Source organism: Curtobacterium sp. NPDC088465 (assembly GCF_044753165.1).
Taxonomy (GTDB): Bacteria; Actinomycetota; Actinomycetes; order Actinomycetales; family Microbacteriaceae; genus Curtobacterium.
The window spans coordinates 1-16,923 of sequence record NZ_JBIVMR010000004.1 but is presented as its reverse complement, the minus strand read 5'-3'; the positions used below and the strand labels follow the sequence as shown (position 1 = coordinate 16,923).

Below are 16,923 nucleotides of genomic sequence, written 5' to 3'. Positions count from 1 at the left end.
AACGCCCGGCCCACCGAGACGGCGGACCGGGCGTGGGGTGGGTGCTTACGCGCCGCCACCCGCGGTGAAGATGTCCTGCGAGATCTTGTCGAGCTGCGTGCGGAGCTGCTCGAGCTCGGTCTTCGCCTTGTCGAGGGCAGCCTTGGTCTCGGGCCAGGTCGACCCACGGAACGTCGAGGCGAGCGGGCCGTCCCACACGTTCGAGTCGGACAGGATGCGCCCCTGGGCGTCGAGCTGCGAGATCTGGTCCGTGAAGCCGCCGTTCACGATGGACTGGATCTGTCGGATGGCGGACTTCGCCTGCTCGGTGGAAAGGACACGCGACATGGTCAACCTCATTCTCTTCGTACCTGCACCCCCGCGCAGTGGAATCCCCCCGGAGGCCTGAACGCCGCCCACCATACCCGCGAAGCCCGGCAATGTCACCGTCCGTATATCGTGACGTTTCCTCCCCCACTTCGAGGGGTGCGACCGGCGCGACAGGCAGACGCCCCTGCACAGGCGGGTCGTTCACGCTCCGTTTCCACAGCGGCCACCTGTGCTCCTCCGGGCAGCGGGGGCTGGTGGCAGGATGTCGGCATGGACACCGAACCGCAGCTCGACGGCGAATCCGTCGCTCCCGACCTCGACGACTTCGACGAGGTCGTCGAGATCGAGCACGAGTCGCTGCCCTCGGACCGCTACTTCGACCGCGAGCTGAGCTGGCTCCGCTTCAACCAGCGCGTGCTCGAGCTGGGTGAGGACCGCACGCAGCCACTCCTCGAGCGCGCCAACTTCCTGGCGATCTTCGCGTCCAACCTCGACGAGTTCTTCATGGTGCGCGTCGCGGGCCTCAAGCGTCGCATCGACACCGGGATCGCGGTCCCGACCAACGTCGGGCGAGCACCGAGCGACGTGCTGCGCGACATCGCGGCGAAGGCGCACGAGCTCCAGGACCGGCACGCCGCCGCCTTCATCGAGTCGTTGAAGCCCGACCTCGACGCCGCGGGCATCCACGTCGAGCACTGGTCCGACCTCGACGAGGCCGACCGCCTGCGCATGCGTGAGTACTTCAACGAGCGGATCTTCCCGGTGCTCATGCCGCTCGCGGTCGACCCGGCGCACCCCTTCCCCTACATCTCCGGGCTGTCGCTGAACCTCGCCGTCCGGGTCCGCAACCCCAAGTCCCAGCGGCAGGAGTTCGCGCGCCTCAAGGTGCCGCAGAACTTCTCCCGCTTCATCGCGCTGCCCGACGACGGATCCGGGCGCATGCGCTTCATCCCGCTCGAGGACCTCATCGCGAACCACCTCGACGACCTGTTCCCGGGGATGGAGGTCCTCGAGCACCACGTCTTCCGCGTCACCCGCAACGAGGACGTCGAGATCGAGGAGGACGAGGCCGAGAACCTCATCCAGGCGCTCGAGCGCGAGCTGCTCCGTCGCCGCTTCGGCCCGCCGATCCGGCTCGAGATCACCGAGGACATGGACCCGGTGACCCTCGACCTGCTCGTGCGCGAGCTCGACATCACCGAGCAGGAGGTCTTCCGGCTGCCGTCGCCGCTCGACCTCGGTGGGCTGTTCGAGATCGCGAAGATCGCCCGCCCGGACCTCCACTACCCGCGCCACGTCCCGACGACGCCGGTCCAGTTCCAGCCGGGTGAGCCGAACACGAAGCCCGACCTGTTCCGCGCCATCGCCTCGCGCGACGTCCTCGTGCACCACCCGTACGAGTCCTTCGCGACGAGCGTGCAGGCGTTCCTCGAGCAGGCGGCCGCCGACCCGAACGTCCTGGCGATCAAGCAGACGCTGTACCGCACGTCCGGCGACAGCCCGATCGTCGAGGCCCTGATCGACGCCGCCGCCGCGGGCAAGCAGGTCCTGGCCCTGGTCGAGATCAAGGCGCGGTTCGACGAGCAGAACAACATCACCTGGGCGCGCAAGCTCGAGAAGGCCGGTGTGCACGTCGTGTACGGCCTGGTCGGACTGAAGACGCACTCGAAGCTCGTGCTCGTCATCCGGCAGGAGGGTGGCACGCTCAAGCACTACAGCCACATCGGTACCGGCAACTACAACCCGAAGACGTCCCGCATCTACGAGGACATGGGGCTGTTCACCGCGGACGACACGGTGGGCAAGGACCTCACCCGCCTGTTCAACGAGCTGTCGGGCTACGCGATCGAGAAGAAGTTCAAGCGCCTGCTCGTTGCACCGCTGCACCTGCGCAAGGGTCTGGTGAAGCGGATCCAGACCGAAGCCGCGAACGCCCGCGCCGGCAAGCCGTCCGGCATCCGGATCAAGGTCAACTCGATGGTCGACGAGCAGATCATCGACGCCCTCTACCTGGCGAGCCAGGCCGGTGTGCCCGTCGACGTGTGGGTGCGCGGCATCTGCTCGCTGAAGCCGGGCATCGAAGGCGTCAGCGAGACGATCCGCGTCCGGAGTGTCGTCGGCCGGTACCTCGAGCACTCGCGGGCCTTCACGTTCCACAACGACGGCGACCCGCTGGTGTTCATCGGCTCGGCGGACATGATGCACCGCAACCTCGACCGTCGCGTCGAGGCTCTGGTCCGGCTCACCGACCCGGCACACGTGGCCGAGGTCGAGGAGATGTTCGACCTGGCGATGGCGGAGACGACGAGCTCGTGGCACCTCGAGTCCGACGGCGAGTGGACGCGCCGCTCCACCGACCCGGACGGCCGCCCGCTCGACGACGTGCAGAATGTGCTCATGCGGAAGATCTCGGCCCGGAAGCGTTCGGCTCGGTGAGCGGCGGCCCCACGGGGCCCGTCGTCGCGGCGGGCGCGGTCGTCTGGCGTGAACGGGACGGAGTACCGCTGGTGCTCCTCGTCCACCGGGACCACCACCAGGACGTCTCCCTGCCGAAGGGCAAGGTCGACCCCGGCGAGAGCATCCCGACGACCGCCGTCCGGGAGATCGACGAGGAGACCGGGTACCGCGTGCACCTCGGGGCGCCGCTCGGCACGGCGGAGTACGTGCTCCCGAGCGGTCGCGACAAGGTCGTGCACTACTGGGCCGCCCGCGTCGGCTCGAAGGAGTACGACCGCGCGGGCAAGTTCCGTCCGAACGACGAGGTCGCCGCGATCGAGTGGGTGACCGTCGACCAGGCACGGGCACGGCTCACGTACGAGCGCGACGTTGCGATCCTCGACCGGTTCGCCGACCGCGTCGCCGCCGGTGAGCACCGGACCTTCGCGCTGATCGCCCTCCGGCACGCGAAGACCGTGCCCGGTTCGGACTGGGACGGCCCCGACGCCACCCGCCCGCTGCTGCCGGTCGGACGGTCCCAGGCCAAGGCCGTCGCAGCACCCGTCGCGGCGTTCGGTCCGAAGAAGATCGTCAGCAGCACGGCGGCGCGGTGCCTCGCGACCGTCGAGCCGCTCTCCGCGCGCACGAAGGTCGGTGTCTCCAGCACGACGGACATCAGCCAGGACGCCCACGACCGCGGCGCCGCCGACGTCAAGGGCGTCGTGCAGAAGCGGATCGCGAAGGCCAAGTCCGCGGTGCTCTGCTCCCACGGTCCGGTGCTGCCGGACATCATCGCCCGCATCGCCTCCGCGACCGCGGACGACCGTCGTCGCTTCGACCTGCGCCGCGCCGCGATGCTCTCGGTGGGGGACTTCGCCGTGCTCCACATCGCGGGCGAGAAGCTCGTCGCCGTCGAGACGCACCGCAACACCGTCCCGGCCTGAGTCGAGCGGGGCGGAGACGACCGTCCGCTCGGTGAACACCAGGCCGAGCGCCGAGGCGGTGGTGAGCCGCGCCTCCAGGCCGGGCTCCGCGACGGTCGTGAGCCGCGCCTCCGGACAGGCCACCACGGAGACCCTTCGGACCGGCGCTCGGCGCGGCGATCCGACCCGCGCCGCCGCCGCACGAACCGATGCACCTGCATGGGTCTCACCCACGCACGGTGACCCGATCCTGCACCCACCACGGCTCGGTCGTCCGGCACCCGAGCCGGGACAACCCCTCGTTCACCTCCCGTTCACCGAGGAGCGTCATCCCCGTCACCTCGCGTCCCTACAGTCGCTCCCGGGTCAGCACCGGCCCGAGGGACCAGCAGCGGTCCCGCCTGCACTGACATTCCCGAAGGGACCCCTGTTGAACATCAAGCGAATCGGTTCGATCGCAGCGATCGCGATCGCCGGCGCCGTCGTGCTGTCCTCCTGCGCGGCGAACGAGAGCGGCAGCGGCGACACCGCAGCGCCGACCTCGAGCTCGGGCACCGACTACTCGAAGCTCTCGGGCACGCTGACCGGCTCCGGCTCGTCGGCGCAGCAGACCGCTGAGGCCACCTGGGCTGCGAACTTCCAGAACGTCGCCTCCGGCGTGACGGTCAACTACTCGCCGGACGGCTCCGGCGCCGGTCGCAAGAACTTCATCTCGGGTGCCGCGGACTTCGCCGGCTCCGACGCTGCACTGAAGGACGAGGAGCTCTCGGGCTCGTTCGACCTGTGCACGGACAAGGCCATCGACATCCCGGTCTACATCTCCCCGATCGCCATCGCCTACAAGGTGGACGGCGTCTCCGACCTGACGCTCGACGCGAAGACCATCGCGGGCATCTTCTCGGGCAAGATCACCAAGTGGAACGCCTCGGAGATCGCCGACCTGAACAAGGGCGTCGACCTGCCGGACTCGAACATCACCGTGATCCACCGCTCGGACGACTCGGGCACCACGCAGAACTTCTCCGAGTACGTCTCGGCGAACGCGTCGGACGTCTGGACCGAAGAGCCCAGCCAGACCTTCCCCTACCAGGTCGGCGACTCGGCCAAGGGCACCTCGGGCGTCGCCTCGGCGATGGCCAGCGCCTCGAACGCCATCACCTACATCGACGACTCGGGCGCCGGTGACCTCGACAAGGCGAAGCTCATGGTCGGCGACAAGGCCACCGAGATCTCGGCCGAGGGTGCTGCCAAGGTCGTCGCGGACTCCGAGACGGTCTCGGGCCGTGAGGAGAACGACCTCGCGATCGACATCAACCGCAAGGACACCGCCGAGGGTGCGTGGCCGCTGGTCCTCGTCTCCTACGCGATCGCCTGCCAGGAGTACAAGGACGCCGACAAGGGTGCGCTCGTGAAGGGCTACCTCGACTACGTCGTCACGCAGGACGCGCAGGAGGCCGCCGCGAAGGAGGCCAAGTCGGCCGCCCTCTCCTCCGACCTGTCGGAGAAGGCCGCGAAGGCCGTCGCCTCCATCAAGTAAGGCCCGCTGAGCACCCGGACGCCGGTCCCACCCACCCTGACCGGCGTCCGGGTTCTCGCCCGTCCGGCCCGGACGCAGCACCAGCACCACCGGGTACGCCCGGCCCCACCAGCACCACCCCGTCGCCTCCCCCGGCCGCTCCTCCACGAGCCCGGCCTCCCCTCCGACAGGAGTCCCATGACGACCGCACCGGCCCAGCCAGGGGCCACCGTCTCCCCCGCCAAGCCGAAGGCCGTCGTCCGCGTCGGCGACCGGGTGTTCTCGACCGCCTCGGTGGTCGCCGGCAGCCTGATCCTCTTCGTGCTCGTGCTCGTCGCCGCCTTCCTGGTGTGGCAGAGCCTCCCGGCCTTCTCGGCGAAGGTCGGTGAGCTGCCGAACAACGCCTCGAACTTCTGGGTCTACGTCGGTCCGCTCGTCTTCGGCACCGTCTACTCGGCACTCATCGCGCTCGTGATCGCCGTCCCGCTCTCCCTCGGCATCGCGCTCTTCATCTCGCACTACGCACCGCGCCGCATCGCGCCGGTGCTCGGGTACGTCATCGACCTGCTGGCCGCGGTGCCGTCGGTCGTCTACGGCCTCTGGGGCATCGTGGTCCTCGCGCCGCTCCTCAAGCCGTTCTACGGCTTCCTCAACGAGTACCTCGGCTGGTTCCCGCTGTTCTCCGGCCAGGTGTCCGGTACCGGCCGCACGATCCTGACCGCGTCGATCGTCCTCGCGGTGATGGCGATCCCGATCATGACCGCGGTCATGCGCGAGATCTTCCTGCAGGCGCCGACCCTCAACGAGGAGGCCGCGCTCGCCCTCGGCGCCACGCGCTGGGAGATGATCCGCCTGTCCGTCCTGCCGTTCGCGAAGTCCGGCATCGTGTCGGCGATCATGCTCGGCCTCGGTCGTGCGCTCGGCGAGACGATGGCGATCGCCCTCGTGCTGTCGGTCTCGACGAACGTCACCTTCCAGATGCTGACGTCGCTCAACCCCTCGACGATCGCGGCGAACATCGCCCTGCAGTTCGCCGAGGCGTCGGGCACGGCCCTGAACGCACTGGTCGCGTCGGGCCTGATCCTCTTCGTCATCACCCTGGTCATCAACATGCTGGCGCGCTACATCGTGCGCAAGCGGGTCTCCTGAGAGGTCACGCCCGATGTCCCTCGCCCTCCGTCAGACCGGCACCGCCGGCAACGTCTACGCCAACGGCAAGCTGCACAAGTCCGTGCCGTGGCTCCTCCTCGTCGGCTCCTGGGTCGCCCTGGTCGCGGTCTTCGCCCTGCTGAACGCAGGCGGTGCGGTGAAGGACTTCAACGTCGTCGCCGCCCTGTTCCTCGGCACCGTCCTGTTCGACGTGCTCATCGTCGTCGTCTCGCGCATCGTCGAGGGCGGGCGCAAGGCGGTCGACCGGCTGATCACCTCGCTGGTGGTCACGGCCTTCGTCATCGCGGTGCTGCCGCTGGTGTCGCTGCTCTGGACGGTCCTGGCCGACGGCCTCGCCCGCTTCGACGCCCAGTACTTCAACTCGTCGATGCGCGGCGTCATCTCCGAGGGCGGCGGCGCACTGCACGCCCTCGTCGGGACGCTCGAGATCACGCTGTTCGCCGCGCTCATCTCCGTGCCGATCGGCCTGCTCACCTCGATCTACCTGGTCGAGTACGGCAAGGGCGCCCTCGCGAAGGGCATCACCTTCTTCGTCGACGTCATGACGGGCATCCCGTCGATCGTCGCCGGTCTCTTCGCCTACTCGCTGTTCGCGCTGTTCCTCGGCCCCGGTGCCCGCTTCGGTCTCGTCGGCTCGATCGCCCTGAGCGTGCTGATGATCCCCGTGGTCGTCCGCTCCACCGAGGAGGTCCTGAAGATCGTCCCGATGGAGCTCCGCGAGGCGTCCTACGCACTCGGCGTGCCGAAGTACCTGACGATCCTCAAGGTGGTGCTGCCGACGAGCCTCGCCGGCATCACCACGGGCGTCATGCTGTCGATCGCGCGCGTCATCGGCGAGACCGCGCCGCTGCTCGTGACGGCCGGTTTCACCGCGAGCATGAACTACGACCTGTTCAAGGACCCGATGATGACGCTGCCGGTGTTCGCCTACACGCAGTACTCGCAGCAGGGCGCCAACCCGGTGCCGTTCGTCGACCGGGCCTGGACCGCGGCACTCGTCCTCATCCTCATCGTGATGGTGCTCAACCTGCTCGCCCGCTTCATCACCCGACTCTTCGCCCCCAAGCTCCCCCGCTAGCACCGAGCGCCCGCGCTCCGGCCGACAGCATCGGCCAGCACGGCCCGCCCGCGCACCGCGTCAGCGGAGCGGCAACGACCACCCACCCCGGAGGAAACCACGTGTCCAAGCGCATCGAGGTCGACGGCCTCAACGTCTACTACTCGAAGTTCAAGGCCGTCGAGGGCGTCGACATGACGATCGAGCCCCGCACCGTCACCGCCTTCATCGGCCCGTCGGGCTGCGGCAAGTCCACCTTCCTCCGCACCCTGAACCGCATGCACGAGGTCATCCCCGGCGCGTACGTCGAGGGCTCCGTCAAGATCGACGGCGACGACCTCTACGGCCAGGGCGTCGACCCCGTGCTCGTCCGCCGGCAGGTCGGCATGGTGTTCCAGCGTCCGAACCCGTTCCCCACGATGTCGATCCGCGACAACGTGCTCGCCGGCGTGAAGCTCAACAACAAGCGTGTCTCGAAGTCCGAGGCCGACGACGTCGTCGAGCGCTCGCTGCAGGGCGCGAACCTGTGGAACGAGGTCAAGGACCGCCTCGAGAAGCCCGGCATGGGCCTGTCCGGTGGGCAGCAGCAGCGGCTCTGCATCGCCCGGGCGATCGCCGTGCAGCCGGACGTCCTGCTCATGGACGAGCCCTGCTCGGCGCTCGACCCGATCTCGACCCTCGCGATCGAGGATCTGATCGAGGAGCTCAAGAAGGACTTCACGATCGTGATCGTCACGCACAACATGCAGCAGGCGTCGCGCGTCAGCGACAAGACCGCGTTCTTCAACATCGCGGGGACCGGTGCGCCCGGCAAGCTCATCGAGTTCGACGACACCGCGACGATCTTCTCGAACCCGTCGGTGCAGGCGACCGAGGACTACGTCTCGGGTCGCTTCGGGTGATCGGCACCCGGTCCGTCTCCTGACGGTCGGCCTGGAGGCCCGGTGCACGTCCGCCACGGACGGCACCGGGCCTCCGTCGTGCGCTCCACTGCCCCGCACGGACGAACGGCGGGCAGCGGATGATCCGCCGCCCGCCGTTCGTCCCTGCGGGTGCTACGCCTGGGTCGTGGGGACGGCCATGAGCGGCGTCGAGGTCGGCTGGTCGGAGCCGCCCTCCGGCTCGACCGTCATGCCGATCGCCGCACCCGGCGTGAGCTTGCCGTCGAGGACCGCCGTGTGCACGCCGTTGCGGGCGCTGTCGACCAGACCGGCGGGGACGATCTCGCCACCCTCGGAGCCGATGTACCAGAGCTCGTACGTCTTGCCCTGCGGCGCCTGCTCGACGCCGTCGAGGATCACCGCGGACTTGCCCACGTCGTGCGACCAGACCACGGTCGCGGAGCCCCCACCGGGGACCTTCGCGGTCGTGCGCTGGAAGTCGGACGCGGCGTAGATCGAGTCGAGCGTGCCGGAGGCCTGCGTGGTCCCGGGGCTGGTCCCCTCGGTCTGGCCGAAGTTCGTGCCGACGCCGAGCCCGACACCGAGGAACACCACGGCGACGGCGGCTGCGGCGGACAGGGCGGCTGCCGGACGCTGGAACCAGCGGCGGCGGGCCTTCGCGGATGCCGCACCGTCGGCGTACCCGGCGGCGTCAGCCGCTCCGAGACCGATGACGTTCCCGGTCTCGGCGACCGGCGCCGGGGCGGGAGCTGCTCCGACGACGGGCGCGGGGGACGCGGCGGAGGCGAGCGGAGCCTCCAGGCCGGCGACCGGCGCCGTGCGGTCCGTCGGCGCGGCCTGCGGGGTCCGTGCGATCTGTGCCATCAGCGACGCCTTGAGCGACGCCGGAGGGTCGATCGGTTCGACGGCGTACGCGAGCTGCAGCGCGGTCTCGCGGAGCGAGTCCGTCTCGGCCTGCAGTTCCGGCGACGTCGTCAGAGCGTGCTCGAGGAGCGCGCGCTCGTCGTCCGAGAGGGCGTCCAGGGCGTGCGACCCGGTGAGCAGGGCAGGGTCGTCGTGGCGTTCGGTCATGACGTCACCCCCATCTCGTCTCGGAGTCGGATCATCCCGTCACGGAGACGGGTCTTGACGGTGCCGATCGGGACACCGAGCCGTTCGGCCATCTCGCTGTGCGAGTAGCCGCCGTAGTACGCGAGCTGCACCGCCTGGCGTTGGAACTCGGTGAGCTTGGCGAGCGCGCGGCTGACGCGTTCGTGCTCGATCCGGATCTCGACCGACTCGGAGACCTGGTCGAAACCGGACTCCAGGTCGCGGATGCCGATCTTGGTGTCCCGGTCGTGCGACGCCTGCGATGCCCGGACCCGGTCGACCGCTCGTCGGTGGGCCATCGTGAGGACCCAGCTGGCGGCGGTGCCGCGCGAACGGTCGAAGCGGGTGGCCTGCTGCCACACCTCGAGGAAGACCTCCTGCGTGACCTCCTCGGACTGGGCGCGGTCCTTCAGGAGTCGCGTCACCAGACCGAGCACACGACCCGAAAGGGCGTCGTAGAGGTCGGAGAAGGCTGCCTGGTCGCCGGAGGCGACGCGGGCGAGCAGATCGTCAGGCGACACGGGGGTGGGCTCGGCGGAGCTCCAGGCCTCGGTGTCGTGTTCCACGAGCGCAAGCATTGCAGGTTTCCCCCCTCTCGGTGGCATCGGTTCCGACATGTGCAATCACTTCGCAGGTCGGGTTCGGGTGGTTCGGATCCTCGCGGCGGTGGAGTCTGGGCGAGGGCCGCACGACCCGCAGGGAATTGACCGGCGGGTACCGGACCGGGTCGAGCGGGCCCTCGCTGTGACGTCCGCGAGGAGCGTCACACCAACTGTTCGGCACCGTCGCCCGAGCGGATTGGGCGACGTGCCCGTCCCGGGTGCAGGAACTGTGTCCGGCTCGTGTCTGCTGGTCGCCTGCTGCGCGTCCGCCCGCCCGGTGTGCAGGGTGCGGATGTGCGCACGGGACCTCTGCGCGGCTGCGCGCGCTGCGGCTGCGCGCGCTGCGGCTGCGTGCGCTGCGGCTGCGTGCGCTGCGGCTGCGTGCGCTGCGGCTGCGTGCGCTGCGGCTGCGTGCGCTGCGGCTGCGTGTGTCCGTGACGCGCCCGACCGCGCAACGTGTCCACCGAGAGTGAACACGGCCACGTGCACAGGACGTGTCTCGTAGGATCGATCTCGCCGGGCCGCAGCAAGCCCCGGGCTCCAAAATTCGCCGCTTCGAGCGGCCTCGCGCCGAGAGGCGCTTCTGCGGCCCGGTCTTCGCATGTCCGGGGGCGGTCGGGTCAGGCCGTCCACCGTCGCAGGCCCTGCTCGTCGCCGTCCGCCGTCGCGGTCTGTCGCTGCGCCCCGCCCTCGCCCGGACGTCGCCCCGTGTGCTCATGCGTGTGACGTCCGAGCGGGGGCGCGATCCGGCGTGGGCGGTAGCCGGTCTGGAGGCGCGGCGTCGATCCGCCCCGCCCCTCGCTCAGTCCAGGCTGTCGCGACGCCAGAGCGCCGCCGCCTCGGTCAGGTCGGCCGCGAGCTCCGTCAAGCGCAGCGCCCGACGCGTCAGCTCGCTCGCGCGGTCCCCCGCGGTCAGGTCGGCGTCGTCCGCCACCGAGGTCGCGCCCGCCGCGGTCAGCCGGCAGAACGCCGCGCCGCGGTCGAGCGCCACCGCGAGGTCCCCCGTGTAGAGGCCGTGCAGGATGTGGTCCGCCAGGGTCAGGATCTCCGCAGGACCCGTCGGCTGCTCGGCACCCGCGACGGCCTCGTCGATCGTGCCGATCCGCTCCGTGCCCCGCTCGAAGAAGTACGCGATCTCCTCCGGGTTCTGCCGGATGACGACCCGCACCAGGTAGATGCGCCACAGTGCCCCCGGGAGCGTGTGCGCGCCCACGCGGGCCCACAGCTCGGCGATCGCATCGATGCCGTGCACGTCCGTGTACGTCACGAGACGCTCGACCACCGCCGGGTCCGGGTCCTGCCGCACGCGGTGGAGCAGCGCGTTCGCCGTCTCGTGCGCGACACGATTCACCAGTGCCGGGTCCTCGCCGCCCTGGATCGCGGCGAACTCCTGGTCGGTGAAGTGGACGGGACGGTGGTGATCGCGAGGCACCCGGCGAGTGTAGGCGCGGCCGCCGACGCCCACGTCCCCCGTTCGCCACGAACGCAACGGGGCGCGCACGGGTACCGTGCTCCGGCAGGGAGGCACTCCTCCCGGACGTTGAGAAGAGGAGACTCCATGAACGCCCTGCTCGTCATCCTGGCCGTGATCGCGGTCGTCCTGCTGTTCGTCGGTGGCTTCACCGCGAGCCTCAAGTTCCTGCTGTGGGTCGGCATCGTGCTGCTCGTCATCGCGGTGGTCATGTGGCTCCTGCGGACGCTCACCGGGCGCCGCAGCTGACCGACAGCACTGGTTCTCGTCTGGAGGCCCTCACCCGCTAGCCTTGCGGGTGAGGGCCTCTAGCTCAGTTGGTAGAGCACCGGACTTTTAATCCGAGGGTCGTGGGTTCGAGCCCCACGGGGCCCACCTCCTCTTTCGTGAGACGCCTACCGGGGTACAACTCCGTCACAGGATGTTCATGGTGCGTCTTGTGCACAGTCCAGACCCTGTTCAGCGGTTTGCCTGCACAGCGCCGATAGTGTCGTTCCCGGTCCTGATCCACGGACCGAACAGGACCGCAGCACCAGAGAACGAACGGGGTACACCGTGACCGAGCCCATCGACGCCACGCAGGCCAGCACCACCGGTGACGCGCGCCGCATCGTCGAGCTCGCCGCAGCGACGAACACCACGATGAGCAACCAGCTCCTCCTCGACACCCTCCGCCGGAACGCCCGCGTCACCACGCGGCACATCCGCACCGACTTCGTCGAGGTCGCCACCGCCACCGCCGTCCTCGGCTACGTGTGCCGGCAGGGCAAGGAGTACACGGCCCTGCGCGGCGACGACCCGGCCTGGGCACAGGAGATCGGGCGCTACGGCACGGAGTCCCTCGCGGTCGAGGCGCTGCGCATGCGCCGCGCCTGACGCACCGGAAGCACGTACGACGAAGGCCGCCCCGGACGGGGCGGCCTTCGTCGTGTCCGGAGGTCTCGTGGTCGCTCACGTGCTGCGCATGCATCTCGCGTTCGCAGGTCTCGTGCCCGCCGTCCTGGTCGCACAACGCGCCGCCCGAGATCGTTCCGGTCGCACGACGTGCCGCTGGCCGAGGACCTGAGCGGCATGTCTCGCGACCAGGAACCACGACCGGGTCCGGCCGGGTCCGGGTCCGGGTCCGGGTCAGGATCCGGCAGAGCGGTCCCAGGCGAGACCGCGGCGCTCAGGACCAGACGCGGCGGATGCCCCAGGTGCCGGTCCACGACTCGTCGGGCTCGAGCCAGCGCAGGCCCTCGCCGGAGTTCAGGGCGTTCGCGGGCGCGGTCATCGGTTCCACCGCCACGGCGAGCCCGGTGCCGTCGCCGCGGGGGAACTCGCGGGACGTGAAGACCTGCACGTACGGGAACGACTCGTCCTGCCAGAGCTCGACGCCGTCGCCCTCCGGACCGTGCAGCGTCGTGCGCCGGACGCCGTGCTCGTCGGCGGCGACGTCCCGGTACGCGGTGTCGAGGTCGGCGTCCCCGGCGCGACGTCCCGACCGCAGGTCGTAGGGCGTGCCCTCGACGGACACCGTGCCGTCCGGGATCTTGTGCTCGTCGACCGTGAACGCCGTGGCGGCGTCGAGCGTGACGACGAGGTCCTCGGCGGGCGTGTCACCCGCACGCAGGTACGGGTGGGCGCCGACCGCGAACGGAGCGCGGACGCCGGAGCGGTTGACGATGGTGTGGGTCACCCGGACCCCGTCGTCGACGAGCTCGTGGTGCACGCGGGTCTCGAGCGTGAAGGGCCAGCCGTGCTGCGGGTGGATCGTCGCCTGCTGTTCGATCGACGACTCGGTCTGCGACACCACGCGGTACGGCGAGAACCGCAGCAGCCCGTGCGAGGCGTTGCCGTACTTGGGCTCGGAGACGTCCAGCTGCTGCCGCTTCCCGTCGAGCTCCCAGACGGCACCGGCGACGCGGTTCGGCCACGGCACGAGCACGATGCCGTCGGCGCCCGGCGGCAGCGACGTCACCGGGAACGGCTCGGTCAGGTCGAACCCGGCGACCCGGAGCTCCCGGATCCCCGCGGCGACCTCGGTGACGACGGCCTCGACGACCCCGTCCGGTCCTGCGTGCCGGAGGTGGTACTGCGCTCCGGTGGGTGCTGCTGCGGTCATGGCTGCGACTTCCTTCCGTCTGGTGCTGCACGGCCGTCCTCGTCCGCCACGACCACCTCGACGCCGGCCGCCCGGATCGGAGCGACCGCGTCCGCCGTGGCCCCGGCGGTGACGACGACGTCGATGTCCTCGAGCGGACGGACGACACCGAGGTGGGCCCGGCCGAACTTCGAGCCGTCCGCCACCACGACGGTACGCCGGGCCGCGGCGGCGAGCATCCGCTTCGCCTCGGTCTCGGGCAGGTTCACGTTCGTCAGGCCGTGCTCGACGTCGAGTCCGGTCCCCCCGAGGAACACCAGGTCGGCGGCGATCATCGGCAGCACGGCACCCATGAACGGCGCGACGAGGGAGTGCTGCAGCGGCCGGAGGGTGCCACCGGTGACGACGACGGTGAAGCGCGGGACCGCCCGCTCGAGCGCGAGTGCGGTGGTGAGCGAGTTCGTGACGACGGTGACGTCGACCAGGTCGGACCGCGCCACCAGGGCCTCCGCGACGGCCGCGGGCGTGGTGCCGACGTCGAGCACGACGCACTGACCCGACCGGACCAGGTCGGCCGCAGCGCGGCCGATCGCGGCCTTCGCCACCTGGTGCTCGACGGCGGTCTCCTCGAAGGGGCGCTCGGTGGAACCGACCCCGAGGCGGACCGCACCGCCGCGCACCCGCCGGATGCGGGCCTCCTGGTCGAGCAGGGCGAGGTCCTGGCGGACGGTCACCTCGCTCGTGCCCAGCGCCGCCGCGAGGGCGGCGGTCCGGACCAGCCCGGGCGCGCCCTCGACGATGGAGACGATGCGGTCCTGCCGCAGCGGCGCGGGCAGCGACCCGGCGAGGAAGGAGAGGTCGTCGTCCACGGCACGAGTTTCGCGCACTTACGGAGCCTTTCGCAACGCTTCACGAGCGCGGTAGGGTGGGTCGGTGATCACCAAGCGCGTGACGACGCTCGCCGACGGCCGCGAGCTCATCTACTTCGACGACGCCGACACGCAGCTGCCCGCCGAGCGCAGCATCGACCAGCGTGTCCTCGACCCCCGACCGGAGACGGCTCGGATGCGGCAGGACGTCCTGACCGGCGAGTGGGTGTCCATCGCGGCGAGCCGGCAGAACCGCGTGTTCCTGCCGCCGGCCGACCAGGACCCGCTCGCGCCGCAGACCGCCGCGAACCCGTCGGAGATCCCGAGCCGCTACGACGTCGCGGTGTTCGAGAACCGCTCGCCCTCGTTCGGACCCCTGCTCGAGGCCGAGGACGGCCCGGAGTCGCTCGGATCGCTGTCCGACGTCGGGCTCAACCGCCAGCTCCGGAGCGTCGGTCGTTGCGAGGTCGTGTGCTTCTCCCCCGAGACGAGCGGCTCGTTCGCCTCCATCAGCGAGTCACGCGCCCGCACCGTGGTCGAGGCCTGGGCGGACCGCACCGCGGCGCTGTCGGCGATGCCCGGCATCCAGCAGGTGTTCCCGTTCGAGAACCGGGGCGAGGCGATCGGCGTCACGCTGCACCACCCGCACGGGCAGATCTACTCGTACCCGTACGTCACGCCCCGCACGCAGCGGCTCCTCGCGTCGATCGAGCGCTTCGGTCCCGACCTGTTCGAGCAGCACCTCGCGAACGAGCGCGCCTCCGAGCGCGTGGTGCTGCAGGGCGAGCACTTCACCGCCTTCGTGCCGTTCGCAGCACGCTGGCCGATCGAGATCCACATGCTGCCGCACCGGCACGTCCCCGACTTCGCCGGCCTGACCGACGCCGAGAAGGACGAGCTGGCGCACATGCACCTGCGGCTCACCCGCGGGCTCGACGCGCTCTACGACACCCCGACGCCGTACATCGCCGCGTGGCACCAGGCGCCGGTGCACACCGCGCGGGACACCGTGCGGCTCATGCTGCAGATCACGTCCCCGCGTCGCGCGGCGGACAAGCTCAAGTTCCTGGCCGGCAGCGAGGCCGCCATGGGCGCCTGGATCGGGGACCTCGTGCCCGAGAAGGCGGCCGAGTTCATCCGAGGAGGGATCGAACGCGCATGACGTTCCAGCAGGTCTACGGGTACGAGCCGGCGGTGCGGTACTCCGCTCCCGGCCGCGTCAACCTGATCGGTGAGCACACCGACTACAACGACGGCTACGTGCTGCCGTTCGCGATCGACCGCCGGACGGTGGCGTCGATCGCGCAGCGCGACGACCGGCTGATCCGGGTCGCGTCGGCCTTCGAGCCCGACACGGTGCACGAGCTCTCGCTCGACGCGCTGTCACCGGAGAACATGGAGGGCTGGTCGGCCTACGTCTTCGGCATCGCCTGGGCGCTGCGCGAGCAGGCGGGTGCGGACCTGTCGGACAAGACCGGCTTCGACGTCTTCATCGAGTCGGACGTCCCGGTCGGCGCCGGCCTGTCGTCGAGCGCCGCGATCGAGTGCGGCGTCGCGCTCGCGTTCACCGACTTGTGGGAGCTCGGCCTCGACCGCAAGGCACTCGCCCGCGTCGGGCAGTACTCCGAGAACCACGCCGTCGGCGCCCCGACCGGCATCATGGACCAGTCCGCCTCGTTGCTCGGTGAGCAGGACGCGGTCGTCTTCCTCGACTGCCGCACGCTCGACACCGCCGTGGTCGACCTCGCGCTCGAGGCGAACGGCCTCGAGGTCCTGGTCATCGACACCCGCGTCGAGCACGCCCACGCGACGGGCGGCTACAAGGCCCGGCGCGACTCGTGCGAGCGCGGCGCTGCGGCCATGGGCGTCGAGGCACTCCGCGACGTCGCCGTCGAGGACCTGCCCCGCGCACAGGAACTCCTCGACGACGAGACCTTCCGACGGGTCCGGCACATCGTCACCGAGGACCAGCGGGTCCTCGACACGGTGCGCACGCTCCGCGAGCAGGGTCCGCGCGCGATCGGCGAGCTGCTCGTCGCCTCGCACGCATCGATGCGCGACGACTTCGAGATCTCGGTGCCGGAGCTCGACCTGGCGGTCGAGACGGCGATGGCGCACGGCGCTGTCGGCGCACGCATGACCGGTGGCGGCTTCGGCGGTGCGGCGATCGCGCTGGTCGACCGGGAGGCCCGTGGCGCGATCACGGACGCCGTCATGTCCGCCTTCGCCTCGGCCGGGTACCGCGAGCCCACCGTGTTCACGGTGCACGCCGCGCAGGGCGCCCGGCGCGACTGACGCGCGGCAGCGCGAGGCGCCGCGCATCGCGCGGCGCCTCGCGCGGCGCCTCGCGCTTCCGCACAACCGGAAGCGGGGGGGGGGGGGGGGGGGGGGGGGGGGGGGGGGCGGGGGGCGGGGGGGGGGGGGGGGGGGGGGGGGGGGGGGGGGCGGGCGCGGGGGGGGGGGGCCGGGGCGCCCCCCCCCCCCCCGGCCCGCCCG

At 70.7% G+C, this 16,923-nt stretch carries 16 protein-coding genes and 1 tRNA gene; 11 read left to right on the top strand and 6 right to left on the bottom strand.

The window, feature by feature from the left end; translation table 11 throughout:
- Positions 1 to 45: 45 nt before the first annotated feature.
- Positions 46 to 327: a hypothetical protein gene (locus ACIP6W_RS14480; protein ID WP_058740961.1), complete on the bottom strand. Its 282-nt coding sequence runs from the start codon at positions 325 to 327 to the stop codon at positions 46 to 48.
- Positions 328 to 579: 252 nt separating this feature from the next.
- Between ACIP6W_RS14480 and ACIP6W_RS14475 the strand changes: the two genes are divergently transcribed.
- The 6 genes from ACIP6W_RS14475 (at position 580) to pstB (ending at position 8,313) form a co-directional block, all read left to right on the top strand.
- Positions 580 to 2,745 (top strand): RNA degradosome polyphosphate kinase, encoded by a 2,166-nt coding sequence (locus ACIP6W_RS14475; protein WP_066656733.1) that lies wholly within the window; start codon positions 580 to 582, stop codon positions 2,743 to 2,745.
- A complete protein-coding gene (locus ACIP6W_RS14470; RefSeq protein ID WP_066656734.1) occupies positions 2,742 to 3,689 on the top strand; it encodes an NUDIX domain-containing protein in 948 nt (315 codons plus the stop codon). Before ACIP6W_RS14475 ends, ACIP6W_RS14470 begins: the two co-directional genes overlap by 4 nt.
- A gap of 409 nt (positions 3,690 to 4,098) precedes the next feature.
- Entirely contained in the window at positions 4,099 to 5,205 is a 1,107-nt protein-coding gene (locus ACIP6W_RS14465) for a phosphate ABC transporter substrate-binding protein PstS (protein ID WP_066656735.1), read from the top strand.
- A 177-nt stretch (positions 5,206 to 5,382) separates the two neighbouring features.
- Positions 5,383 to 6,333, top strand: a complete 951-nt coding sequence (pstC, locus tag ACIP6W_RS14460; RefSeq protein WP_066656736.1) for a phosphate ABC transporter permease subunit PstC — start codon at positions 5,383 to 5,385, stop codon at positions 6,331 to 6,333.
- A gap of 13 nt (positions 6,334 to 6,346) precedes the next feature.
- Positions 6,347 to 7,432: a phosphate ABC transporter permease PstA gene (gene pstA, locus ACIP6W_RS14455; RefSeq protein WP_066656738.1), complete on the top strand. Its 1,086-nt coding sequence runs from the start codon at positions 6,347 to 6,349 to the stop codon at positions 7,430 to 7,432.
- A 101-nt stretch (positions 7,433 to 7,533) separates the two neighbouring features.
- Positions 7,534 to 8,313, top strand: coding sequence for a phosphate ABC transporter ATP-binding protein PstB (gene pstB, locus ACIP6W_RS14450; RefSeq protein WP_066656740.1), 780 nt, complete (start codon positions 7,534 to 7,536; stop codon positions 8,311 to 8,313).
- A 153-nt stretch (positions 8,314 to 8,466) separates the two neighbouring features.
- Here the strand turns inward: pstB and ACIP6W_RS14445 are convergent, their stop codons facing one another.
- The 3 genes from ACIP6W_RS14445 to ACIP6W_RS14435 all read right to left on the bottom strand — a co-directional run bounded on the left by ACIP6W_RS14445 (position 8,467) and on the right by ACIP6W_RS14435 (position 11,436).
- Positions 8,467 to 9,384: an anti-sigma factor domain-containing protein gene (locus tag ACIP6W_RS14445; RefSeq protein ID WP_066656742.1), complete on the bottom strand. Its 918-nt coding sequence runs from the start codon at positions 9,382 to 9,384 to the stop codon at positions 8,467 to 8,469.
- A complete protein-coding gene (gene sigK / locus ACIP6W_RS14440; RefSeq protein WP_251155253.1) occupies positions 9,381 to 9,980 on the bottom strand; it encodes an ECF RNA polymerase sigma factor SigK in 600 nt (199 codons plus the stop codon). Before sigK ends, ACIP6W_RS14445 begins: the two co-directional genes overlap by 4 nt.
- A gap of 826 nt (positions 9,981 to 10,806) precedes the next feature.
- Positions 10,807 to 11,436, bottom strand: a complete 630-nt coding sequence (locus tag ACIP6W_RS14435; protein WP_066658739.1) for a DNA-directed RNA polymerase subunit beta — start codon at positions 11,434 to 11,436, stop codon at positions 10,807 to 10,809.
- A gap of 126 nt (positions 11,437 to 11,562) precedes the next feature.
- On the opposite strand from ACIP6W_RS14435, the gene ACIP6W_RS14430 reads away from it, so the two are divergent.
- The 3 genes from ACIP6W_RS14430 to ACIP6W_RS14420 all read left to right on the top strand — a co-directional run bounded on the left by ACIP6W_RS14430 (position 11,563) and on the right by ACIP6W_RS14420 (position 12,351).
- On the top strand, positions 11,563 to 11,724 hold the full coding sequence (locus ACIP6W_RS14430) for a DUF2207 domain-containing protein (RefSeq protein ID WP_139197360.1): 162 nt from the start codon (positions 11,563 to 11,565) through the stop codon (positions 11,722 to 11,724).
- Between the two features lie 53 nt (positions 11,725 to 11,777).
- Positions 11,778 to 11,850, top strand: a tRNA-Lys gene (locus ACIP6W_RS14425).
- A gap of 180 nt (positions 11,851 to 12,030) precedes the next feature.
- A complete protein-coding gene (locus tag ACIP6W_RS14420) occupies positions 12,031 to 12,351 on the top strand; it encodes a hypothetical protein (RefSeq protein ID WP_066656746.1) in 321 nt (106 codons plus the stop codon).
- 292 nt (positions 12,352 to 12,643) lie between these two features.
- Here the strand turns inward: ACIP6W_RS14420 and ACIP6W_RS14415 are convergent, their stop codons facing one another.
- Together ACIP6W_RS14415 and ACIP6W_RS14410 are read right to left on the bottom strand one after the other, a co-directional pair.
- Entirely contained in the window at positions 12,644 to 13,579 is a 936-nt protein-coding gene (locus ACIP6W_RS14415) for an aldose 1-epimerase family protein (RefSeq protein ID WP_326497027.1), read from the bottom strand.
- Entirely contained in the window at positions 13,576 to 14,427 is an 852-nt protein-coding gene (locus ACIP6W_RS14410; protein ID WP_400430150.1) for a DeoR/GlpR family DNA-binding transcription regulator, read from the bottom strand. The genes ACIP6W_RS14415 and ACIP6W_RS14410 overlap by 4 nt, the downstream gene beginning before the upstream one ends.
- Positions 14,428 to 14,491: 64 nt before the next feature.
- Here ACIP6W_RS14410 and galT point away from each other — a divergent pair, with 64 nt between their 5' ends.
- Together galT and galK are read left to right on the top strand one after the other, a co-directional pair.
- Positions 14,492 to 15,589, top strand: a complete 1,098-nt coding sequence (galT, locus tag ACIP6W_RS14405) for a galactose-1-phosphate uridylyltransferase (RefSeq protein WP_209685384.1) — start codon at positions 14,492 to 14,494, stop codon at positions 15,587 to 15,589.
- Positions 15,586 to 16,722, top strand: a complete 1,137-nt coding sequence (galK, locus tag ACIP6W_RS14400) for a galactokinase (protein ID WP_400430148.1) — start codon at positions 15,586 to 15,588, stop codon at positions 16,720 to 16,722. Before galT ends, galK begins: the two co-directional genes overlap by 4 nt.
- Positions 16,723 to 16,923 lie beyond the last annotated feature (201 nt).